At 73.7% G+C, this 22,494-nt stretch carries 18 protein-coding genes; 12 read left to right on the top strand and 6 right to left on the bottom strand.

The features are described from left to right. Positions 1-170 precede the first annotated feature (170 nt). The gene (locus tag OYE22_RS03660; protein WP_277319059.1) at positions 171-1,127 is read right to left on the bottom strand and encodes a TIGR03557 family F420-dependent LLM class oxidoreductase; all 957 of its coding nucleotides are present in this window, start codon (positions 1,125-1,127) and stop codon (positions 171-173) included. Between the two features lie 502 nt (positions 1,128-1,629). Between OYE22_RS03660 and OYE22_RS03655 the strand changes: the two genes are divergently transcribed. The 3 genes from OYE22_RS03655 (at position 1,630) to OYE22_RS03645 (ending at position 4,442) form a co-directional block, all read left to right on the top strand. Then, the gene (locus OYE22_RS03655; RefSeq protein WP_277319058.1) at positions 1,630-1,953 is read left to right on the top strand and encodes a plasmid stabilization protein; all 324 of its coding nucleotides are present in this window, start codon (positions 1,630-1,632) and stop codon (positions 1,951-1,953) included. Positions 1,954-2,039: 86 nt separating this feature from the next. Next, the gene (locus OYE22_RS03650) at positions 2,040-2,711 is read left to right on the top strand and encodes an endonuclease (RefSeq protein WP_277319057.1); all 672 of its coding nucleotides are present in this window, start codon (positions 2,040-2,042) and stop codon (positions 2,709-2,711) included. Positions 2,712-3,005: 294 nt separating this feature from the next. Then, positions 3,006-4,442, top strand: a complete 1,437-nt coding sequence (locus tag OYE22_RS03645) for a GuaB1 family IMP dehydrogenase-related protein (RefSeq protein ID WP_277319056.1) — start codon at positions 3,006-3,008, stop codon at positions 4,440-4,442. 169 nt (positions 4,443-4,611) lie between these two features. Here OYE22_RS03645 and OYE22_RS03640 read toward each other — a convergent pair whose 3' ends face one another. Continuing rightward, positions 4,612-4,908, bottom strand: coding sequence for a DUF1330 domain-containing protein (locus OYE22_RS03640; RefSeq protein ID WP_277319055.1), 297 nt, complete (start codon positions 4,906-4,908; stop codon positions 4,612-4,614). Positions 4,909-5,107: 199 nt separating this feature from the next. Here OYE22_RS03640 and OYE22_RS03635 point away from each other — a divergent pair, with 199 nt between their 5' ends. From OYE22_RS03635 to OYE22_RS03610, 6 genes are all read left to right on the top strand, one after another. Beyond that, positions 5,108-5,830: a TetR/AcrR family transcriptional regulator gene (locus OYE22_RS03635; RefSeq protein WP_277319054.1), complete on the top strand. Its 723-nt coding sequence runs from the start codon at positions 5,108-5,110 to the stop codon at positions 5,828-5,830. Between the two features lie 116 nt (positions 5,831-5,946). After that, positions 5,947-6,648, top strand: coding sequence for a class I SAM-dependent methyltransferase (locus tag OYE22_RS03630; RefSeq protein WP_277319053.1), 702 nt, complete (start codon positions 5,947-5,949; stop codon positions 6,646-6,648). A 486-nt stretch (positions 6,649-7,134) separates the two neighbouring features. Next, positions 7,135-7,710, top strand: coding sequence for a hypothetical protein (locus OYE22_RS03625; RefSeq protein ID WP_277319052.1), 576 nt, complete (start codon positions 7,135-7,137; stop codon positions 7,708-7,710). A gap of 204 nt (positions 7,711-7,914) precedes the next feature. Beyond that, entirely contained in the window at positions 7,915-8,370 is a 456-nt protein-coding gene (locus OYE22_RS03620) for an Lrp/AsnC family transcriptional regulator (protein WP_176165041.1), read from the top strand. A gap of 963 nt (positions 8,371-9,333) precedes the next feature. Beyond that, positions 9,334-10,140: a carbon-nitrogen hydrolase family protein gene (locus tag OYE22_RS03615; protein ID WP_277319051.1), complete on the top strand. Its 807-nt coding sequence runs from the start codon at positions 9,334-9,336 to the stop codon at positions 10,138-10,140. 249 nt (positions 10,141-10,389) lie between these two features. Continuing rightward, the gene (locus tag OYE22_RS03610; RefSeq protein WP_277319050.1) at positions 10,390-12,105 is read left to right on the top strand and encodes an NAD(P)/FAD-dependent oxidoreductase; all 1,716 of its coding nucleotides are present in this window, start codon (positions 10,390-10,392) and stop codon (positions 12,103-12,105) included. A gap of 139 nt (positions 12,106-12,244) precedes the next feature. Here OYE22_RS03610 and OYE22_RS03605 read toward each other — a convergent pair whose 3' ends face one another. Further along, entirely contained in the window at positions 12,245-12,970 is a 726-nt protein-coding gene (locus OYE22_RS03605; protein WP_277319049.1) for a DUF5995 family protein, read from the bottom strand. 650 nt (positions 12,971-13,620) lie between these two features. Between OYE22_RS03605 and OYE22_RS03600 the strand changes: the two genes are divergently transcribed. After that, positions 13,621-15,000, top strand: coding sequence for a solute carrier family 23 protein (locus tag OYE22_RS03600; RefSeq protein WP_277319048.1), 1,380 nt, complete (start codon positions 13,621-13,623; stop codon positions 14,998-15,000). A 137-nt stretch (positions 15,001-15,137) separates the two neighbouring features. Here the strand turns inward: OYE22_RS03600 and OYE22_RS03595 are convergent, their stop codons facing one another. Continuing rightward, positions 15,138-16,412: an MFS transporter gene (locus OYE22_RS03595; RefSeq protein ID WP_277319047.1), complete on the bottom strand. Its 1,275-nt coding sequence runs from the start codon at positions 16,410-16,412 to the stop codon at positions 15,138-15,140. Positions 16,413-16,549: 137 nt separating this feature from the next. On the opposite strand from OYE22_RS03595, the gene OYE22_RS03590 reads away from it, so the two are divergent. Then, the gene (locus tag OYE22_RS03590) at positions 16,550-17,857 is read left to right on the top strand and encodes an ROK family transcriptional regulator (RefSeq protein ID WP_277319046.1); all 1,308 of its coding nucleotides are present in this window, start codon (positions 16,550-16,552) and stop codon (positions 17,855-17,857) included. Here the strand turns inward: OYE22_RS03590 and OYE22_RS03585 are convergent. Continuing rightward, positions 17,827-18,825 (bottom strand): helix-turn-helix domain-containing protein, encoded by a 999-nt coding sequence (locus OYE22_RS03585; RefSeq protein WP_277323967.1) that lies wholly within the window; start codon positions 18,823-18,825, stop codon positions 17,827-17,829. The two genes, OYE22_RS03590 and OYE22_RS03585, sit on opposite strands and share 31 nt — an antisense overlap. A 187-nt stretch (positions 18,826-19,012) precedes the next feature. On the opposite strand from OYE22_RS03585, the gene OYE22_RS03580 reads away from it, so the two are divergent. Beyond that, on the top strand, positions 19,013-19,600 hold the full coding sequence (locus tag OYE22_RS03580) for an isochorismatase family protein (RefSeq protein WP_277319045.1): 588 nt from the start codon (positions 19,013-19,015) through the stop codon (positions 19,598-19,600). A gap of 277 nt (positions 19,601-19,877) precedes the next feature. On the opposite strand, the gene OYE22_RS03575 is transcribed toward OYE22_RS03580, so the two are convergent. Beyond that, positions 19,878-22,202, bottom strand: a complete 2,325-nt coding sequence (locus tag OYE22_RS03575) for a glycosyl hydrolase family 18 protein (protein ID WP_277319044.1) — start codon at positions 22,200-22,202, stop codon at positions 19,878-19,880. Positions 22,203-22,494: the final 292 nt, after the last annotated feature.

Genomic DNA, 22,494 nt, shown 5'->3' with positions numbered 1-22,494 from the left:
GTCAGGCGGCTCCCGACCCGGGTGCCCCGTCGTGATCCGACGGAACACGGCCACGCGGACGGATCGACCCGCCGCCGGGGCGGTGGCCGCCGGCCGTCGCCTGCCCGGGTCGGCGCCCCCGCATTCCGGTGGGCCGGGGCGCGGCCCCGGTGGCGCCGGGCGGTCGCGGCTCAGCCCGGGAGTCGGGGCAGGACCTTGGTGCGGTAGAAGTCGAAGAAGCCGCGCTGGTCCGGGCCGATCTGGCTCACGTACACGGCGTCGAACCCGGCCTCCACGTACGCGCGGATCGCCGACACGTGCGCCTCGGGGTCGTCCCCGCACGGCACGTTCGCCGCGACCCGCTCGCGCGGCACCAGCGTCGTCGCCTGCTCGAAGTGGCTCGGCGTGGGCAGCACCTGCGGCAGCTCGCCCGGCAACTGCTCGGTCGACCAGAGTCGGTGTGCCGTATCCACGGCCTCCTCCCGGTCCGGGCCCCAGCACACCTTGAGCCCGCCCTGCACCGGTTTGGTGCCGCCGCCCGCGCGCCGGAAGCGCTCGACGGAGTCGGCGGCGGGGGCCATGGTGACGTAGCCGTCGCCGATCCGCCCGGCCAGTTCGGTCGCCGTCGGGCCGAAGCCGGAGACGTCGATGGGCACGGGCGTCTCGGGCACGGTGTAGAGCCGGGCGTTCTCCACCGTGTAGTAGGTGCCGTGGTGGTTGACCTCCTCGCCGGTGAAAAGCTGCCGCATCACCTGCACGGCCTCCTCCAGCATGGCCAGCCGGACGGCCGCCGGGGGCCAGCGGTCGCCGAGTACGTGCTCGTTGAGCGCCTCCCCGCTGCCGACGCCGAGCCGGAACCGCCCGTCGAGCTGCACGGCGGCGGTGGCCGCGGCCTGTGCCGTGACGGCCGGGTGCAGTCGTACGGTTGGGCAGGTGACGGCCGTCGCGATCGGCAGCGACGTGGCCTCGGACAGCGCTCCGATCACCGACCACACGAAGGGGCTCTGGCCCTGCGCGTCGTTCCAGGGGTGGAAGTGGTCGGAGATCCACAGGGCCGTGAACCCCGCCTGCTCGGCCATCCGCGCCTGCTCGACCAGCGCGCGCGGCCCGTGCTCCTCGCACGCGAGGAAACAGCCGTACGTCGTCATCCGGCCTCCTTGACCTGTGTGGCGTCCTCGCTTGACGTCTGTGACGCCTGTGACGCCCTCGTCCGCGCTGGCCGGGTAGCCGCTGGTGGCGCGCGGAAACCTGCGGGCGGCCGGGCGAACGGGCAGGCCGGCTCGGGGCGGACGCGTCCGGGGCCGGCGTCGGAGCGGCGGCCCGCCGTGGCGGTGGGCGCGACCCGGGCGCGGGTGGCCGATTGGCCGGGGCGATCTCGGGTAGCCGGGGTGAGGACCGACCCGAGACGCCGTTCCGGTCCGTTCGGCACCGGCCGCAGCCTGTGTGGGCGTAATTGGCGGGCCGGCGGCCGGGCCGCGCCCGGAGCGTGACGCCGCGGGTGTGGCGCTCCCACGGTGGCACACCGGTCCCGAGGCGCGGCCGGCCGTGGGCCGGAGCCGTGTCGCGACGCCGGGTGAAATGACCCACAGTGAAGTGGAACGCGGGCCGCGGCGTCCGCCCACCACACGACGACCCGAGGAGGAAAACCCCATGCCCCGAGGTTCGAGCGACAAGCGTGAGCGACAGTACGAGAAGATCAAGGAGGGCCAGGAGGAGCGCGGTACGAGCACGAAGCGGGCCAAGGAGATCGCGGCCCGGACCGTGAACAAGGAACGCGCGCGCACCGGTGAGGCCAAGACGGCGAGCCGCACGTCCACCCAGGACATGTCGTCGAGCCGCCGCGGCGGCAAGCGCTCGCACAGCGGCGCGGCCGGCCCCACCCGCGACCAGCTCTACGAGGAGGCCAAGCGCAAGGGCGTCGAGGGCCGGTCGTCGATGAACAAGGACCAGCTGGCCAAGGCCGTCGGCCGGTAGCACCCGCCCGCGGGCCGGGCCGGCGCGCCGGGGGCGAACGCGCGCGGGCGCGGGGCTCGCGACCCCGGGCGACGGGAGGTTGAGCCATGACGAAGACGCGCGAGAGGACGCCGGGGGAGCGGGCCACCGTGCACGCCCTGCTCGACACCCACGGCCAGACCTACGCGGCGGAAGCGGGCATCCGGCTGCGCGACACGCCGCAGCCGCTCTACCAACTCCTGGTACTGGCCGACCTGCTGAGCGCCCGTATCCGGGCCTCGGTGGCGGTCGCCACGGCCCGCGCCCTGGCCGACGCGGGGCTGCGCGACCCGCGCCGGATGGCCGACGCGAGCTGGCAGGAGCGCGTGGACGCGCTCGGGGAGGGCGGCTACCGCCGCTACGACGAGCGCACGGCGACCCAGCTCGGCGACGGCGCCGAGCTGCTGCGCGACCGCTACGGCAGCGACCTGCGCCGGATGCGCCGGGCGGCGGACGGCGACGTGGAGAAGCTGCGCGCGCTGCTCCAGGAGGTCCCGGGCCTCGGCCCCACCGGCGCGGACATCTTCCTGCGCGAGGTGCAGCGGGTCTGGCCCGAGTTCGCCCCCTACCTGGACGCGAAGGCGCTGCGGGGCGCCGAACGCCTCGGCCTGCCGGACCGCCCGGAGCGCCTGGCCCGCCTGGTCGCCACCGAGGACACGGCGGCGCTGGCCGCGGGCCTGGTGCGGGCCGCGCTCGACGCCTCGGTCGTGGACGACGTGCGGGAGCGGGCGGCGGCGTAGCGGCGTGGGCTGGCGAGACCGGGCCGGCTCGTCTCTGTCGGACCTGGTCGGCGGTTGGCGGGCCGGCGCACGTGGCCCGCCCGGGGCGCGGTGCGGCGCCTTGTGTGAACGTACGAAGGCGCGTCCGGGCGCCTCGGTGGAAGGTACACAGATACGAACGCGGGTTCGCCACTTGCGCGCCGCATCGGCGATGATGGCGTAGGAGCCGCAGCCCGGACCGAGGTGCCGACGGTGCTTGGCCCGATGCTGACTCCCCACCCGCCCTTCCGTAAAACCGCAGGTGAGAGAGTTAGCATGCGATTCCTGAACGACGTGCGACCGTCCCACGACCTGACGTACGACGATGTGTTCATGGTGCCGAGCCGCTCCGCGGTCGGCTCCCGGCAGAGCGTGGACCTCAGCTCGCCGGACGGAACCGGAACCACTATTCCGCTGGTCGTCGCGAACATGACCGCCATCGCCGGCCGGCGCATGGCGGAGACCGTGGCCCGCCGCGGCGGCCTCGTCGTCATCCCGCAGGACATCCCGATCGACGTCGTGACCGAGGTCATCGGCTGGGTCAAGACGCGGCACGTCGTGCTCGACACGCCCATCGTGCTGTCCCCGAGCCAGACCGTCGCCGACGCGCTGGCCCTGCTGCCCAAGCGGGCGCACGGCGCCGGCGTCGTCGTCGAGGGCGGTCGCCCCGTCGGCATCGTCACCGAGGCCGACCTGACCGGGGTGGACCGCTTCACGCAGTTGTCCGAGGTCATGTCCAAGGAGTTGATGGTGCTGGACGCGGAGATCGATCCGCGCCTCGCCTTCAACCAGCTCGACGCCGCGCACCGCAAGCTCGCCCCCGCCGTGGACCGGGACGGCAAGCTCGTGGGCATCCTCACCCGCAAGGCCGCGCTGCGCGCGACCCTGTACACGCCCGCCATCGACGCCGCCGGCGGCCTGCGCGTCGCCGCCGCCGTCGGCGTCAACGGCGATGTGGCCGGGCGCGCCAAGTCCCTGCTCGACGCCGGCGTGGACACGCTGGTCGTGGACACCGCGCACGGCCACCAGGAGTCGATGATCAACGCGCTGCACGCGGTGCGCGCGCTCGACCCGCGGGTGCCGATCGTCGCGGGCAACGTCGTCGCCGCCGAGGGCGTGCGCGACCTGGTGGCCGCGGGCGCCGACATCGTCAAGGTGGGGGTCGGCCCCGGCGCCATGTGCACCACCCGCATGATGACCGGCGTCGGCCGCCCGCAGTTCTCCGCCGTCCTCGAATGCGCCGCCGAGGCCCGCAGGCTCGGCAAGCACGTGTGGGCGGACGGCGGCGTCCGGCACCCGCGCGACGTGGCGATGGCGCTCGCGGCCGGCGCGTCCAACGTGATGATCGGCTCGTGGTTCGCCGGTACGTACGAGTCCCCCGGCGACCTCCAGCAGAGCGCCGACGGGCGGCTGTACAAGGAGAGCTTCGGCATGGCCTCCGCCCGCGCCGTGCGCAACCGCACCAGCGAGGAGTCGGCCTACGACAGGGCCCGCAAGGCCCTGTTCGAGGAGGGCATCTCGACCTCGCGGATGTTCCTCGACCCGGCCCGGCCCGGCGTCGAGGACCTGATCGACACGATCATCGCGGGCGTCCGCAGCGCCTGCACCTACGCCGGCGCCGACTCGCTGGAGGAGTTCCACCAGCGGGCCGTGGTCGGCGTGCAGAGCGCCGCCGGCTACGCGGAGGGCAAGCCGCTGCACGCGAGCTGGTAGCGCGCGCCCCGCGCCGCCTTGTCCCCAGGCGGCGCGTCCGGCAGCAGTACCCGGCCCGCCCGGTGTGGTCCCGACCGACGTCGGGTCACGCCGGGCGGGCCGACGCGTGTGGTCACGGGCGCCGGGGCCGGGCTCGTGACCCCCGGGCGCGAGTGCGGGGAGGTCCTGGTCAGGCCGTCGTGCCCGGCGCGAAGAGCATGCGCACGTCGATGGCGCCCACCCGGACCGCCGCGGCCCGCGCGTACTCGGGCGAGGCGTGCCACTCCCTGAGGCGGGCCATGTCGGGGAACTCCAGCGTGGTCACCACCCGGCCCGCCGGCCAACTGCCCTCGGCCGCCTCGGGAACGGTGCCCTGGATCAGATAGCGCCCTCCGTACCGAGCGATCGACTCCTCGGCCAGCACACGGTAGCGGTCGGCGGCTTCGTGGTCGTACACCTCGGCGTCGACGAGCACGTAGGCAGGCATGGCGGACTCCGTTCTAAGTGGTGTGCCGGTCGCGCGCGTGGCGGGGACCCGGCGACGGGGAGCGATGCGTGGTGTGGTGGGAAGAGGTGTCGCGGCGAAGAAAAATGACACGCCGTATACTTCTGTAACGCCGGCGATTTGGCAATGCGGGATCATGAAGAGGGCCCGCGACCGGAGGGCCGGGCGACGAGGGGTGGCGATGGTCGAGACGACGCGGCGAGTGCCGAGCCGACGGGAGCGGTTGCGGGCCGAGGCGACCGAACAGATCATGGAGATCGCCCTGCGGCAGATGGCCGTCGACGGCCCCGGGGCGCTCTCCCTGCGCGGCATCGCCCGCGAGATGGGCATGACACCGCGCGCCATCTACAGCTACTTCCCCACCCGGGACGACCTGGTCACGGCGCTGATCCGGGACTTCGGCCAGGGGCTCGCCGACGCGTTGGAGCGGGCCCGGGACGAGGCACCGGCGTCCGACCCGGAGGGGCGACTGCTCGCCTGGGGCGAGGCCCTGCGCGCCTGGGCCCTGGCCCACCCGCAGGGCTTCCAACTCGTCTACGGCGACCCGCTCCCCGGCTACCAGCCCCCGCCGGGGGAGGGGCCGGTGGACGAGGCGGCGCTGCGGATCTGCGGCGGGCTCAACCGCCTGGTGGCGGCCTGCGCCAGCCGGCGGGCGCCCGCGACCCCCGACGACGACTGGTCCGGCTTCCCGCCCGCCTACCGGGCCCGGGTGCGCGCCGAGGCCCCGGACCTCACCCCCGCCGTGGCCGCCCGCGCCCTGCGGATCTGGGCGCGGTTGCACGGCCTGGTGACCCTGGAGATCCACGGCCACCTGCGCCCGGTGTACTCCGACCCGGCCGCGCTCTACCGCGCGGAGATGCTGGACCTCGTACGCGGCCTGGGAACCGTCGACCCCGACGCCTGACCGCGTCCGCCACACCCCGCGACCACGACGCACGGCCGCGCTTCCCGCCCGCCCGCGCGCGGGAACCGCCCGCCGACGTCTGTCGCCGAGGCCGGGTCGCGTGCTGTGATGGCGGGATGGACGCCACGAGACGCGAGGGACACGAGGGGACGGGCCCGGGGGCCATCACGCCGGACGGCTGCGCCGTGGAGATGTACGCCCGCCTGCCCGCGGGTGACGAGCCGGAGATCGTGGCGGCCCACCTGCCGGCCGGGGCGCGGCTGCTCGAACTCGGCTCCGGCGCGGGGCGGTTGACCGGGCCGCTGGTGGAACGCGGCTTCGAGGTGGTCGCCGTGGACGAGTCGCCGGAGATGCTGGCGCACGTCAGGGGCGCGCGCACCGTGTGCTCGCCCATCGAGCGGCTCGACCTGGGCGAGCGCTTCGACGCCGTGCTCCTCGCCTCGTTCCTGGTGAACACGGCGGACGAGGCGCTGGGCGCGGCCTTGTTGCGCGCCTGCGCCCGGCACGTGGCGCCCGACGGCCACGTACTGGTGCAGCGCGAGAACGACCGCTGGCACGACGCGGCGACGGTGCCCCGATCCTGGGAGCGCGACGGGCTGCGCGTCCGCATGGCCTCGGCGGAGCACCGCGGCGCCGACCGGGTCGCGGTGCGCATGGAGTACGCGTACGAGGGGGCCGAGTGGAGCCACTCCTTCGTCTCCCGCGTGCTGTCGGACGCGGAGTTCGAGGCCGAACTCGCCGCCGCCGGGCTGACGTTGGACGCCTACCTGACGGACGACCACAGTTGGGCGTGCGCTGTGCCGACGCCGCGCGGCTGAGGTTCTCCAGGGCGACGAGCGTGACCGGTTCCTGATCGAACTTCCCTTCCTGTGCGTCGTTCCGTCGCGGTGATTGATAGCCCTTCGGTTATCGAAGGCGTTCCGGGGGCCGTGTCCGTGGGGCGGTAAGCGGTCGGCTGCCCTGTGCCGAAGGGGTGTGTGGGTCGTACGCGGCGGTGACGCGGCCGGCGGCGACGGCCCACGTCAACGCCCGGGGCCCGGACGGGTCGAGGGACGCGGTTCCTCCGGATGTGCTGGTTGCGGGTGAGCTGGTTGCCCCGTGGTCACCGTGAGGCCACCGAACCGCCTGTGATGTGCTGGACTGTTGAGCACTGGACGGCCACCGACACGAACGGTGGCCAGAGCCCGGCGCCCCGCCCGGCGCGCGAACCCGAGGCGTACGCCGCGACGCGTGGTTTCGCGGCGTGGGCGCCCTGGCTACCAGCACAGCCACCGGCACAACCACCAGCACAAGGGAGAGAACGCATGATCATGCCCCGGTACGTTGCCTGGGTCGCCGCGGGTGCGGCGGCCCTGACGCTGAGCGGGTGCGGCAGCGAGGGCGGGCGGGACGGCGACGGGGGGCGTGGGCAACGGTCGGAGGCCGCTGCCCGGTCGGGTTCCACCGGGTGGCACCTGGCGGCGCGGACCGGCATCTTCGCCGCCGACGGCTCCCGGCCATCGAAACCCGCCCCGGCCAGCCCGGCCGAGTTCTTAGCGACCCACAAGTCCCGCTACGACGCGGTGGACACGTCCGCGTGCGGCGACGTCGCCTGGGACGCCGCGGCCTGTGGAAAGGCGCTCACCGCCGCCCGGAGGGTGGCCGATGCGGCGCACGCGCACATCGAGAACGCGCTTCCCGCGGGCCAGTTCGTCGACGAGAAGCGGAGCGCGCGGGAGGTCACGGCGGTGGTGGCCAGGGCGCGTGCCCTCGGTTGCTTCCGGATGGGCGCCGACCGCCACCAGGAGACGCCGGTGGCCCAGCGCGACCTGTGCCCCACGCTCGCCAACCTCACGTGGCTGCACTGGCGCTCCTTCCACAACATCATGACCGTGACCTGAGCAGCCCCCGGCGGCCATCGAGCGACCGCGCCGGACGAGCGTTCGGCGCCCCCGGCCGCGGTACCGGGGCCGGCCTGGCCTGGCCGGGGGCGGGGGAAGATCAACGGCCTCGTCGCGCGTTTCGTGTGACGATGGGCCTTGATCCACCGTTCCGCCCACCGGCCGCCCGCGGTCGGGCGCCGCAGAGAAATGAACCCACCCGCAGTGCGACTGAACCCGCTCGACGAACGCATCGTGCACGCCCTCGCCGAGGACGCCCGACGCTCGTACGCCGACATCGGCGCCGAGGTCGGCCTGTCCGCCCCCGCCGTCAAGCGACGGGTGGACCGGCTGCGCGCCGAGGGCGCGATCACCGGCTTCACCGTACGCGTGGACCCCGTGGCGCTGGGCTGGCAGACCGAGGGCTTCGTCGAGCTGTACTGCCGCCGCAACACCTCGCCGACGGACATCCACCGCGGCCTCTCGCGCTACCCGGAGGTCGTGTCCGCCTCCACCGTCACGGGCGAGGCCGACGCCATCGTGCAGGTCTTCGCCTCCGATATGCGCCACTTCGAGGGTGTGTTGGAACGCATAGCGGGTGAGCCGTTCGTCGAGCGCACCAAGTCGGTCCTCGTCCTCTCTCCGCTGCTGCGGCGTTTCAGCTCCGGCGCCCCCACGTAGCCACGGCAGGGCCGGCCGGGCCCGGTGCGCCCGCGCCGAGGCGGGCCGGGCGGACCGTGGAGGTGACTGGGCCGGGGAGTGGTGGTCAGCGGGGGTCAGCGGGCTGGGGGAGCGGGCGGTACGGCGGCCACCGCGGGGCGCGATCCGTGCGCGCGGCGGTGGCCGCCGTGTGGACGACGTCGCCGGCGCGCGTCGCCCCGGGGAGGTGGCGAGCGGCGGGCGACGGGGCGAGGCGGCAGCCGTGCTCCGGGCGGCCCTGCCCCTGGTGGTTGCCCCGGTCCGCAGCGCTGGCGCGGGAGCGGCCGGCCATCGGTGCGGACCTGTCGTCCGGTCTCCCGGCGCGGGGTGTGACGGACCCGGCCGGGGGGTTCGGGAGGTGCGTGGTGTGCCACGGCGTGGCCCTCGGGCGGCGGCGTCCGCGCGCGGCCGGCAGCCGGGGCGGTGCCCGGGTGCCTCAGGCCGCCGCCGCGGCGCCGGCCGCGCCGGCGGCCAGCAGCACGGCGACGGCGAGCGCGGCGAGGCGGACCCGGGTGGGCGTGGCGGCGGGCATCCGGGACGAGAAACGGCTCATGGCGACCCTTCCGGGGCGGTGGCCACACGGGCGGCGCGACCGGTTGTGTTGGCGGTCACCAGCCTGCCGCCGGGCCCGGGCCGCGCGCATCGCGCCACGGGTTGATCATCCGTACGTACGCGGTCGTCCCCACGTATCCGGCGATACGACCCCAGAGGTAGTGGCCCGGCCCCCGCCGTCCCCCATGGGCTGACGCCCCCGCCCCCACCTGCGTGAACGCGGTGCGCAACGAAACGCCGCACAAAGGCTTGAACACGCAACGAATCTCTCCCGGGCGCGCAACGGAGCCGCCTTGTCCGGCCTCGGCGGCAGACCGTACCGTCTACAGGGCCGTCCGCAAGCCCGCACCGTCCGCAGTGGCCCTGTGCCCGCATCACCGCCCGAGGGGTTCCATGACCACGCCGCGCATCGCCCTGTTGCAGACGTCGGGACGACCCGGCGACGTCGAGCACAACCTGGGCCTCCTCGACGACGCGGCCGCCCGCGCCGCGGCCGCCGGCGCCCGGCTGCTCACCGTTCCGGAGCTGTTCCTGACCGGGTACGCGATCGGGAAGCGCATGTCCGACCTCGCCGAGCCGGCGGACGGCCCGTCCGCCGAGGCCGTCGCGCGCACGGCCGCCCGGCACGGCGTCGCCGTCTGCTACGGCTACCCCGAGCGCGACGGCGAGCTGATCTACAACTCGGCCCAGTTGATCGACCCGAGCGGCGAGCGCCTGCTCAACTACCGCAAGGCGCACCTGTACGGCGCGTTCGAGGAGCGCTGGTTCACGCCCGGGCACCCGCCCGTTGCCCAGGTCGAACTCCCCGCGCTGGACGGGCTGCGGGTCGGCGTCATGATCTGCTACGACGTGGAGTTCCCGGAGTACGTCCGCGCGCACGCGCTGGCCGGCACCGACCTGCTGCTGGTCCCGACCGCGCAGATGCACCCGTTCCAGTTCGTCGCCGAATCCCTCGTTCCGGTCCGCGCGTTCGAGAACCAGCTCTACATCGCGTACGTCAACCGCTGCGGGCGCGAGGGCGGGCTCGACTTCGTCGGTCGAACCTGCCTGGCCGGGCCCGACGGGATCGCCAGGGCCCGCGCAGGTCAGGGAACGGAGCTGGTGACGGCCGACGTCGACACGGCCTTCCTGGCCGCCTCGCGCGAGGCCAACCCGTATCTGCGCGACCGTCGCCCCGCGCTGTACACCGCCCTGAGCTGACCGTCCCGTACGGGACGGTCAGGCCCGCCCCGTACGCGCCCCCTCGCCCCGCCCCCACCGCCGCAAGCGGTCGATCCGCCACGGCCCGGCTCCGCCCTGCCCTGCCCTGCCCTGCCCTGCCGCGCCGACCACTGCCCGCACCGCCTGCACTGCCTTCACCGCTTTCACCGCCTTCACCGCCCGCACGGCCCGCCGCCCGGGCCCGCCCGAGCGCGCGCCGCCGCGCCCGCACGCAAGGAGTCCGCCCTCATGACGTCCACGGTGCCCACCGCCGCCCACGACGAGCAGCCGACGCGGCCCGTCGAGCCGCCGCTCACGATGTTCGGGCCCGACTTCCCGTACGCGTACGACGACTACCTGAGCCACCCGGCCGGTCTCGGGCAGGTGCCCGCGACCGAGCACGGCACCGAGGTCGCGGTCATCGGCGGCGGCCTGTCCGGCATCGTCGCCGCCTACGAGCTCATGAAGATGGGGCTGCGCCCGGTCGTCTACGAGGCCGACCGGATCGGCGGCCGGCTGCGTACCGACCGCTTCGAGGGCTGCGCCACCGACGACGGCCAGCCGCTGACCGCCGAGATGGGCGCCATGCGCTTTCCGCCGTGCTCCACCGCCCTCCAGCACTACATCGACCTGGTGGGCCTGGAGACCCGGCCGTTCCCCAACCCGCTGGCCCCCGGCACCCCCTCCACCGTCGTGGACCTCAAGGGCCAGTCGCACTACGCGCGCACCCTGGAGGACCTGCCCGAGGTCTACCACCAGGTGATGGACGCCTGGAACGCCTGCCTGGAAGAGGGCGCGGACTTCTCCGCCATGCAGCGGGCGCTGCGCGAGCGGGACATCCCCACTATCCGCGCGATCTGGTCCCAGCTCGTGGAGAAGCTGGACAACCAGACGTTCTACGGCTTCCTCTGCGACTCCCCGGCCTTCGCGTCCTTCCGGCACCGGGAGATCTTCGGCCAGGTCGGGTTCGGCACCGGCGGCTGGGACACCGACTTCCCCAACTCCATCCTGGAGATCCTGCGCGTCGTCTACACCGGCGCCGACGACGACCACCGCGGCATCGTCGGCGGCAGCCAGCAACTGCCCGAGCAGCTGTGGGAGCGCGCACCGCAGAAGATCACGTACTGGGCGCAGGGCACCTCGCTCAGCTCGTTGCACGACGGCGCCCCGCGCCCCGCGGTCACCCGGCTGCACCGCACGGCGGGCAACCGGATCACGGTCACCGACGCGTCCGGCGACATCCGCACCTACCGCTCGGCGATCTTCACGGCGCAGAGCTGGATGCTGCTGTCCAAGATCGAGTGTGACGACGCGCTCTTCCCGATCGACCACTGGACGGCGGTGGAGCGCACCCACTACATGGAGTCCAGCAAGCTGTTCGTCCCCGTGGACCGGCCGTTCTGGCTGGACACCGACGAGGAGACCGGGCGGGACGTGATGAGCATGACGCTCACCGACCGCATGACCCGGGGCACCTACCTCCTCGACAACGGCCCGGACCAGCCCGCAGTGATCTGCCTCTCCTACACCTGGTGCGACGACAGCCTCAAGTGGCTGCCGCTGTCCGCGAACGAGCGGATGGAGGTCATGCTCAAGTCGCTGCGCGAGATCTACCCCAAGGTGGACATCCGCCAGCACATCATCGGCAACCCGGTGACCGTGTCCTGGGAGAACGAGCCGTACTTCATGGGCGCCTTCAAGGCCAACCTGCCGGGCCACTACCGCTACCAGCGGCGCCTGTTCACCCACTTCATGCAGGACCGGCTGCCCGCCGACAAGCGCGGCATCTTCCTGGCCGGCGACGACATCTCGTGGACGGCCGGCTGGGCCGAGGGCGCGGTACAGACGGCGCTGAACGCGGTATGGGGCGTGATGCACCACCTCGGCGGCGCGACGGACGCCACGAACCCGGGCCCGGGGGACGTCTACGACGCGATCGCGCCGGTGGAACTGCCGGAGGACTGAGCCAGCCCCGCCCGGTCACCCGTGGGCCGGAAGCGCCGGCCCGGGCCCCGGCGGCGGGGAGGGCTGGCCAGGGACGCGCCGGGGACGCGCCGGGGCGTGTCGCCGTGAGGGCTCCGGGCGCGCGGGGGCCCGGCCCCGGTCAGTCGCCCGGCCGCAGCGGCGTCAGCAGCACCCGCCCCACCAGGCCGACGCCGGCGTCGACCCGCTCCGCGAACTCCCGGGCGAGTTCCGGCTGTTCCCGCAGTCCCCACAGCGCCCGGAAGGCGCCCCACGCCGCGTCGCGGGCCCGGTCCAGGCTCCACGCCCCGACCAGGTGGGTGAGCGGGTCGGCGATGTCGAGCAGGTCGGGTCCGGGCATCAGCTCCTCCCGGACCCGCTCCTCCATGCCGGTCAGCACGTCGCCCACCCGGTCGAAGTCGGCCTCGAGCGAGGCCGGCTCGCAGCCGAGCGAGACGCAGGTGTCGCGGAGCGCGAGGGCCAGGTCGTTGCCGATGTGCGCGTTGATCCCGGCCAGGGCGAACTGCACCGGCTGCACCGCCGGATGCCGCCGCAGGTCGAACAGCGGGCGCCAGGCCGGCGACGGGCGCCCGCCGTGGGCCGCCGCGTCCACGGCGGCCAGGTAGCGCGCCGCGAACCGGGCCGTCAGCTCCTCGGCCGCCGGCCCGTGGTGGAAGTGGCCCGCCGAGAGCCGGTCCTCGACCTCCTGGGTCACCGAGAGGTACACGCCGTTGAACACGGCGACCCCGTCCCGCCCGGGCAGCGCGCGCTCCAACGCGGTCATCCGGTGCAGCGCCTCCTCCACGGTGGGGGGAGCGGTGCGCCGGGGGGCGGGGCGAGTGGTGTATCGCTGTTCGGCCTGCGTCATGCGGCCAGCGTCCCAGCCCGAACGCCCGCCCGGCAGCCCTCGGTTGTACCTTCCTCATAACGGATGAACCGGACTCGGCCCCCGTGGCTGGAGGGTTGCCACAGGTGCGGGGCCAGGTCGGCGGGTGTCAGCCCGGAGCGTCGGTTACGGCCCGTGCCGGGTCGGCCACGGCTTCGGTGGGGGCGGCGGCGGGCGCGTACGGGCGCGAGACGGGCGACCCTCTCCCCGGTAACGGGCAGCCGCTTCCGCGATACGGAAGTGTGGGGGCGGTGTGGGGGCGAGTGGTGACGGCTCGGTCGGGTCGCGCTATCGCGGCCCCGGGGCGCGGCTCCACGGTCGGCCGTCGGCGTGCGGGCCGGTCGTCGATGTGGCGGGAGCGTCGTTCGGCGCGCCGCGCTCAACTGCGCCCGAAGGTCGGTGAACTGACGGGCCCGCAGGTCAGCGGGGTGGCGGTGGGAGGCGTGGGCCGGCGGAGGCAAGGGCGCCCCTCGGCCAGGGGAGCGTAAGCGCGAAAAGCGTGGAACGGATCATTCGATCGGCCGCCCGGGGCGATGGGTCGCTTTCGGCTCGGTTTGCCTCCAGTGGGGTGGTCCGCTCATCATCACCCCGGCTCTGTGACGCGCAGAGTGTCGCGAATGTGGAGCGTGAGCATGGCGGGCTTCGGATGGAAGCTGCACGGAGACGGCAAGAACCTGCGGCCGGGGGAGGTCGTCAAGCCGGACGAGCGGCTGTCGTGGGGGCGTACGGCCGGGCTCGGCGCCCAGCATGTTGTCTCGATGATCGGTGCCTGTTTCGTCGCCCCGGTCCTCATGGGCCTGGACCCGAACCTGGCCCTCATGGCGTCGGGCGTGGCGACGATCCTGTTCCTGCTGCTGACGCGGGGGCGGATTCCCAGCTACCTGGGGTCCTCGCTCTCCTTCGTCGGGGTCGCCGCCGTCATCGCCGGTCAGGGCGGTGACGCCGGCACGCTGACCGGCGCCCTGTTCGTGGTGGGTGCGGCGCTCGCGCTCTGTGGCGTGATCATCCAGGTCATCGGCGGTAAGGTCATCCACGCGGTCCTGCCGCCGGCGGTGACCGGCGCCGTGGTCATGCTGATCGGCTTCAACCTGGCGCCCGTGACCGCGGGCACCTACTGGCCGCAGGACCAGTGGACGGCCCTGGCCACGATGCTCTTCACCGGCCTGGCCCTGGTGGTGCTGCGCGGCTTCTGGGCGCGCGTCGCCATCTTCCTCGGCCTGGTCTTCGGGTACGTGCTCTCCTGGGTCCTCGACCGCACCACGGGCAAGATCCACTCGGCGGACGGCTCGGGCAAGGTGACCGACCACTGGCGGATCGACTTCTCCGGCGTCGCCGACGCGAGCTGGTTCGGCACGCCGACCTTCCACGCGCCCAGCTTCGAGTGGTCCGCGATCCTCGTGGCGCTGCCCGTCCTGGTGGCCCTGATCGCCGAGAACGCGGGCCACGTCAAGGCCGTCGGCGAGATGACCGGCGACCCGCTGGACGACAAGATGGGCACCGCGATCGCCGCGGACGGCACCGCCTCCATGCTCTCCACCGCGGTCGGCGGCCCGGCCACGACGACGTACGCCGAGAACATCGGCGTCATGGCCGCCACCCGGGTCTACTCGACGGCGGCCTACTGGGCGGCGGCCGGCTTCGCGGTGCTCTTCGGGCTCTGCCCCAAGTTCGGTGCCGTGGTGGCCGCGATCCCCGGCGGTGTGCTGGGCGGAATCACGGTCATCCTGTACGGCATGATCGGCCTGCTCGGCGCGCAGATCTGGGTGCGGAACAAGGTGGACTTCTCTCAGCCGCTGAACCTGGTGCCGGCCGCCGCGGGCGTGATCATCGGCATCGGCGGGGTCTCGCTGAAGTTCACCGACAACTTCGAGCTGAGCGGCATCGCCCTCGGCACCCTGATCGTGCTCACCGGCTACCACGCCCTGCGCTGGCTGTCCAAGGCCGCCGGCACCCACCGCCCGGCCCTCCTCGACGGCGGCACCACGGAGTACGACTCGGAGGCCGGCAAGTAACGCCCCGGCCCGCTGGCCGGCCCTCCTGGGCCCGCGCGACCGGCCGCCCCGGGGAGCCGCCCGAGGTGGCCGGCTCCTCCAGCCGCCGCTGCCCGGCACGGCTCAGGTCGTGCGTCGGCTCAGGCCCCGCGGCGGGTTCACGCGTCCCGCGTCGGCGCCGTGTCCGTCGCGCCGCGCGCCCCCGCGCCGTCCGTGCCAGCCTCAGCCTGACCCGTGGCCGGCGCCACCCGGCCGGCCGCGCGCAGCACCCCGGCGCCCACGACCAGCCCCAGGGCCAACAGCGTGACCAGGCCGAAGGAGAACGTCAGCGAGGTCAGGTCGGCCACCGAGCCCATCGCCGAGGGGGCGATCAGGCCCGAGGTGTAGGTGATGGTCGCCACGCCCGCTATGGCCTGGCTCGGCGCCGGGCCGCTGCGTCCCGCAGCGGCGAACGCCAGCGGCACCACCACGGCCACACCGAGCCCGAGCAGCGCGAAGCCGCCGAGCGCCATCGCCGGGTGGGTGGCCGTGACGACCAGCAGGCCGCCCAGCGTCGCGCACACCCCGCTCGTACGCACCGTGCGCACCGCCCCGAACCGGGTCACCACTGCGTCCCCGGCCAGCCGGGCGATCGCCATCGTGCAGGCGAACGCCGTGGTGGACGCGGCGGCCAGGCCTGGCGAGGTGTTCAGCTCGTCCCGCAGGTAGACCGCCGACCAGTCCAGGCTGGCGCCCTCGGCGAACACCGCGCAGAACCCGACGGCGCCGATGACCAGGGCCGACCTCGGCGGCAGCGCGAAGTGCGGCGGCGGGTGCTCGTCCGGTGCGCTGCGCAGGTCGAGTACGCCGCGGCAGGCCAGCGCGCCGAGCACGGTCAGCACGGCCGCGGTGACCGCCAGGTGCGCGCGGGCGTCCACCTCCGCGTGGGCGGCGACCGTGCCGGCGGCCGAGCCGATCAGCGCCCCCACGCTCCACATACCGTGCAGCCCGGACATGATCGAGCGGCCCAGGCGCTCCTCGGTCTCCACGCCGAGCGCGTTCATCGCCACGTCCGACATGCCCGCCGTGGCCCCGTAGACGAGCAGCACCGCGCACAGCGTGACCAGGTTGGGCGCGAGGGCGGGCAGCGCGAGCGCGAGGGTCCACAGCGCGAGCATCCCGCGCAGCGCGGTCCGGGCGCCGAACCGGTGGCTGACCCAGCCGGCCAGCGGCATCGCGACCGAGGCGCCGATGGCGGGGAAGGCGAGCGCGAGGCCGAGCTGGCCCGCGCTCGCGCCCGTGTGGTCCTGCACCCAGGGGACGCGGGTCGCGAAGCTGCCGGTGACCGCGCCGTGTACGGCGAAGACCAGCGCGACGGCGACGCGCGCCCGGCGCAACCCCTGCCCGACGGCGACCGGTTTCCCGGCGCCCGTTCCCGTCCCGGCGTCCACCATGTTGCCCGGCCCTCCCGGCCTTGAAGTCGGGCCCCGCTCAGGGGCCCCCGGGGAGGGTTCCCCGGCGCGCCGAGAAACTATCAGGAACCCTGCCTGATAAATAGCCGATTTCTCACGGGGCGTGCAAGGATTCCGGCATGTCCCCGACGCGTGTGCACTCCGGCGGCAAGTCCGGTGGCAAGACCGCCTCCCCGAGCACCGCCCGCGCCATCAACGACCGCCTGGCGCTGGCCCTCCTGCAACGCGAGGGGCCGCTGACGGCCGGCCAGCTCAAACAGCTCACCGGGCTGTCCCGGCCGACCGTGGCCGACCTCGTGGAGCGGCTGCGCGGGGCCCGGCTGATCACCGTGGTGGGCGAGGCGGGCGCCGAGCGGCGCGGCCCCAACGCCCGGCTGTACGGCATCGTCGCGGACCGCGCCCACCTGGCCGGGATCGACGTACGCACCGACCGGGTCACCGTCTGCGTGGCCGACCTGCTCGGCCGCACGCTGGCCGAGGCGTCGCTGCCCATCGCCCCGCAGTCTGGTGGGGAACCGGGCAGGCCCGCCGCCGGCCCGCCCGCGGTGGCGGCGGCCGTGGACCTGCTGACCAGCACCGTCGCGCGGGCCGGGGCGACCTCGCCGCACACCATCGGCGTCGGCGCGCCCGGCCTGCTCGACCCGGTCACCGGCGCCCTGGGCAGCAACACGGGCTGGCTCCCGCGCTGGCACGCCGACCTGGTCGCCGCGGTGCGCGAGCGCTTCCCGGGCGACCTGCTGTTGGAGAACGAGGCCAACCTCGCCGCCGTCGCCGAGCAGCGGCTCGGCGCGGCCCGCGACCGGGACACCTTCGTGCTGCTGTGGCTCGGTGGCGGGACCGGCGCGGCGGTCGTGCTGGACGGCGCGCTGCGCCGGGGGGCGTCCGGCGGCGCGGGGGAGATCGGGTTCCTGCCGGTCCCGGGCACCGGCGGGCTGCCCAGCGCGAGCGGCTGCGACGGAGGCTTCCACTCGCTCGCCGGCGGGCCCGCGGTGTGCGACCTCGCGCACCGGCACGGCCTGGCCGTCGAGGGCACGGGCGTCGAGGCGGCCGAGCGCGCGCTGCGCGCCGCCGTGGCCTCGGTGCGGGAGAGCCGGGGGGAGCGGGACGAACGGGGTGAGGGCGGCGGGGTCGCGCGGGTGCCGGCCGGGGTGGCGGACGCGTTCCTCGACGCGTACGCGGACGGCGTCGCCATCGGGGTCACGGCCGTGAGCGCCGTGCTCGACCCGGGCTGCGTGGTCATCGGCGGCGAGTGCGGGCGCGCGGGCGGCGACGAGCTGGCCCGGCGCGTGGCGGAGCGGGTGGCGCGGATGGCCCCGGTCCGTACCGAGGTGCGGGCCGGCACGGTGGGGGGCGCGGCGGTGTTGCGTGGCGCGGTGCTGATGGCGCGGGACGCGGCTCAGGACGCGCTGTTCGCCCCGGAGGCCTGAGGCCGGTCGTGCGCCGGTAGCCGGAACCGCCGCCGGTACTCCGTCGGCGTGGTGTTCAGGCGCCGGCGGAAGGCCCGTACCAGGGTGTCGGTCGTGCCGAAACCGCAGAGCGCGGCGACGCGCTCCAGCGTCGCGTCGGACGACTCCAGTTCGCGGCGGGCCCTCTCCACCCGGACCGACTCGACGTAGGCGTGCGGGGTCATGCCGAGTTCGGTCTTGAAGAGGCGGGTCAGGTGACGGTCGCTGACGTGCGCGTACGCGGCCAGGTCGGCGACGGTCAGGGGCGCGTCGAGGTGGCGCAGGACGTGGTGGCGCAGGTCCTCGACGCGGCGCGTGGTGGAGACCTGCTCCAGCGGCGCGCTGAACTGGCTCTGGCCGCTGGGACGTTTGAGGTACATGACCAGTTGCCGGGCCACCCGCACGGCGACGGCCTCGCCGAGGTCGTCGGCGATCAGCGCGAGGGACAGGTCAAGGCACGCGCTGATCCCGGCCCCGGTCCACACGTCGCCCTCGCGGATGAAGATCGGGTCGGCGTCCACCGTGACGGCCGGGTGGTCGGCGGCCAGCCGCCCCGCCGTCGACCAGTGGGTGGTGGCGCGCCTGCCGTCCAACAGGCCGGCCGCGGCCAGCAGGTGCGCGCCCACGCACACGGAGGCGACCCGGTGCGCGCGGGCGGCCAGCACCCGCACCCACTCCACCAGGCACGGGTCGACGAGCGGATGGACGCGGCGTTCGGCGTCGACCTCCACCGCGCCGGGCACCAGGAGCGTGTCGATGGCACCGGCGGCGGCCTCGGCGAAGGTGACGTCGGGCAGGACGCGCACCCCGGCGCCGGTGGTGACCGGGTCCGTGGTCGCGGCGGCGAGCAGTACGCGGTAGCCCGCGGCCTCCTCGGTCTCGCGCAGGGCCAGCGAGAACACCTCCGGCGGCCCGGTGACGTCGAGCAGGTCGACGCCGTCGAAGAGCATGATGACGACGAGGCGGCGGACGGTGTCCGGCACGGGTCCCCCAGGGGTGTGGACAGGGCGTTGCGGCATGTCGGTTTCTGCGGGTGGGACGTCATTGCCGACATCGGTGGCGGCTCCTAGTTTTACCGGCATGGCCCACTCACCGTTCGGGCCGCCCCTCCACCCGCGTCCTGAAGGCGGTACACCCATGCCCAGAACCACCCTGCGCGAGCTCAACGGCCTCGACCAGACGCCCGCGATCCTCGGCGAGGCCACGCTGGTCCTCGTCGACCTCCAGAACACCTACACCCGCGGCGTCATGGAACTCGACGGCTGGCGGCCCTCGCTCGACGCCGCCGCGCGACTGCTGGCCCGGGCCCGCCGGGAGGGCGCGCGAGTCGTGCACGTGATCAACGACGGCGGCCCGGGCACCCCGTACGACATCGATGCCGAGATCGGGCGGCCACACCCGGACGTCGCCCCGCTCGACGGGGAGCCGGTGGTGGTCAAGCGGGTCCCGAACGCGTTCGTGGACACGGACCTGGCCACCCGTCTGCGCCCGGGCCAGGACGTGGTGCTCGCGGGGTGGATGACCCACATGTGCGTGGCGGCCACGGCGCAGGGCGCGTTCCTCGCCGGCCACCGCCCGACCGTCGTCGCCGACGCCTGCGCGACCCGCGCGCTGCCGGTGGCGGGCGCCGAGGTCCCCGCCGACCAGGTGCACCGGGCCGGCCTGGCCACCGTCGCCGACCTGTACGGGGTGGTCGTCGCCTCCGAGCGGGAACTCGGCCGGTGAATCCGTCGAACCGTCAAATCCGTTGAACCGGTGAATCCGGTGCATCCGATGAATCGGTGAGATCAGCGGGGCCCACGGGAGTGGTGGGCCGCAGCCGGCCACGGCCCCCTCCCGCCCCACCGGGGAACGCCCGCGCGCCGGGCCCCGAAACCGGGACCCGGCGCGCTTCTCGTTTGGCCCACCGAGCCGGGCCCCCGCCGCTGAGAGGGGGCCCGGCCCGGTGGCGCACCCGACGGCGGGTGACGCCACACTTCACCGCCGCCGGGTGATCAGGGGGTCAGCAGGCTCCCTTGTCCTGCCAGACACCGTCGACGCCCGGCTCCTGGCCCTGGGTCCACCACTTGGCCGTCCAGTTGTGGCCCTTCCAGGAGACGGCCGCGCCGCCGTTGTAGACCGCGGTCTTGTCCCACGCCGGCGCCGTGCACTGGCCGCCGTTGCCACCGTTGTTGCCGCCGGTGCCGCCCGTGCCGCCGCTGGTCCCGTCACCGGGGTCGACGATCTTGGTGCCGCGGGCCAGGTCGCCGGCGAGCGAGTACGACTTGCCGCCGAAGGAGACCGTCCAGTTCGACGGCGTGGAGGTCGGCAGGTAGTACACGAGGTCGAAGCTGAGGGACGCGCCGGGCGCGAGCGACTGCCAGCTCGGCAGCTTGAACGAGGTGCGGTGGTAGTCACCCTTCAGGCCGCCCACGTTGTTCCCCGTGTGGTCGCTGCGGATGACCTTCAGGCCCCAGCCGCTCTGGTCCTTGGCGTTGTTGGGGGAGGCGGTGGCGTAGTCGAACTGGAACTCGGCGCCGCCCGGAATGGTGGTCTTGGTGTTGTTGGTGATGCGCACCTTGGGGCTGATCGGGTAGTTCGAGTCACCCAGCGGGAACTCGCCGAAGTTCACGTCGAGGTCGAGCGCCTCGGCCGGCAGGTTGGTGGTGGCCCGCTTGGCGCCGTAGCCGGGCGCCGCCTTGAACGCGTCGTACAGCGTGTTGGTCAGCGTGTTGCCCGGCTCGTACTGGCCCTTGCCGGCGTTGTACTGGTAGTCACCGGCCAGCTCCCAGATCATGGTGCCGCCCAGGCCCTTGTCGACCACGTACTGGGCCTTGGCCTTGACCGACTGCTCGTCCTCGGTGGACAGGAACACCTTCTTGTCGGCGTTCCACAGCCACGGGGCGACCAGCGTGGAGTCGTAGTTGCGGGTGTAGGCGCCGGTGAGCTTGGTGTCGGCGGGGAAGCCGTAGCGGGTGACGTAGTCACCGACGACGCCCTTCTCCAGGTTCTTGGCGTGCCACATCGGGTTGGAGCCGGCCGGCGACTCCTTGCCGTTGTCGTCCTTGTCGTGCCACAGGTTGTCGATGCCGACGGCGCCGTCACCGCACTCGGTCAGCCCCGAGCCGGCCGGGCAGGAGCTGGCCTTCGAGGTGCCCCACAGCCCGTTCTTGCCGCCGTTCACGTTCTTCCAGCCGCGGGTGTAGTACGGCAGGCCCAGGTTGATCCGGCCGGCCGGCATCGAGCCGCGGAAGTAGTGGTAGGACCAGTCGCCGTTGAGGTAGCCGATGCCGCCGTACTGCGAGGCGGTGTACACGCCCCACTTGGCCAGCTCGGCGTCCTTGCCGTCGTCGTAGAGCGCGGCGTTGGGGCCGACGAACTCGTTCCACGCCCCGTGCAGGTCGTAGGACATGATGTTGACGTAGTCCAGGTACTTCGTCGTCTGGTACGTCTCCATGCCGCGCAGCAGGTAGGCGGAGGAGGGGGCGGCGACGGAGAGCAGGTAGTGCTTGCCGTCGGCGGCGCTGGCCCGGTCCAGCTTCTCGCGCAGCGTCTTCATCAGCGCCGCGTAGCCCTTGTTGAGCCCGCCGCGCCGGGCGTTGGCCAGCGGCCAGTCCTGCGGGTGGCCGGCGTCCTTCATCGACGTCGGGTACTCGTAGTCGATGTCCACGCCGTTGAAGCCGTACTGGCGGATGAAGTCCACGGCGGAGTCGGCGAAGGTGTTGATGCCCGCCTGGTTGACCGAGCCGTCGGCGTTGGTGGCCATCGAGTAGAAGCCGCCGGACTTGACGCGCTGGCCGTTCTCGTCGATGTAGCCACCGGTCTCGGCCCAACCGCCGACCGAGATCAGCGTCTTGACGTTGGGGTGCTTCTTCTTGAACTTGCTGAGCTGGTTGAAGTGGCCCTTGTACGGGAACGCCGGGTCCATCTCCGCGCCCTCGACACCGGGCCAGGTCATGCCGGTCGCGGGGTTGTTGGCCGAATCCGCTCCGACGGAGATCTTGTTGGCCTTGTCGACGTGCGCGAAGGCGTAGTTCAGGTGGGTGACCTTGTCCCACGGGATGTTGTTGGCCAGGTAGGCGGGGGTGCCGTCCTTGCCGGTGCGCCAACTGGTGAAGTAGCCGATGACGCGGCGCTGGTGGTCGGCGCCCATCTTCTCGCGGCCGTCGGCGTCGTAGACGGAGCAGTAGGGGACGTCGACGCCCGGGGTGCGGTACATGCCGTCGGGGCGACAGGTGGACTGGTCCTCGGCGTGGGACTCAGCGACCGAGAGGGTGCTGACGAGGAGTCCGGCGAGAGCGGCGGCCGACGCGGCCAGCGTGGCTCTCGCGCGGGTACGGGACAACACGATCGGTTCCTCCAGGGAGGGGCTCGGTGGAGCTCGCGGGGGTGATCCGTGCCGTGGGGGGACGTACGAAGCGCGCGCTGTGGGAGGTGAAGGGAGATGAAGGGGGCCCGGGGTGTGCGCACACCCCGGTTGGTTGCTCAAAGGTGTGGCAGAGGCTAAGAGGACTAGACCAAAGCGTCAATAGGTATGGACCAATATCAACGCGAGGGCACGGGCCGGGAGTTCCCTGACGGCGGCGATTCGGACAGCTTTCTATGAGCGGTTTCCAGCCAGTTCTCGGCGGCCTCCGACA

It is taken from the genome of Streptomyces sp. 71268 (assembly GCF_029392895.1).
In the GTDB taxonomy this organism is placed as follows: Bacteria; Actinomycetota; Actinomycetes; order Streptomycetales; family Streptomycetaceae; genus Streptomyces.
This window is presented reverse-complemented; position numbering and strand designations above follow the sequence as displayed.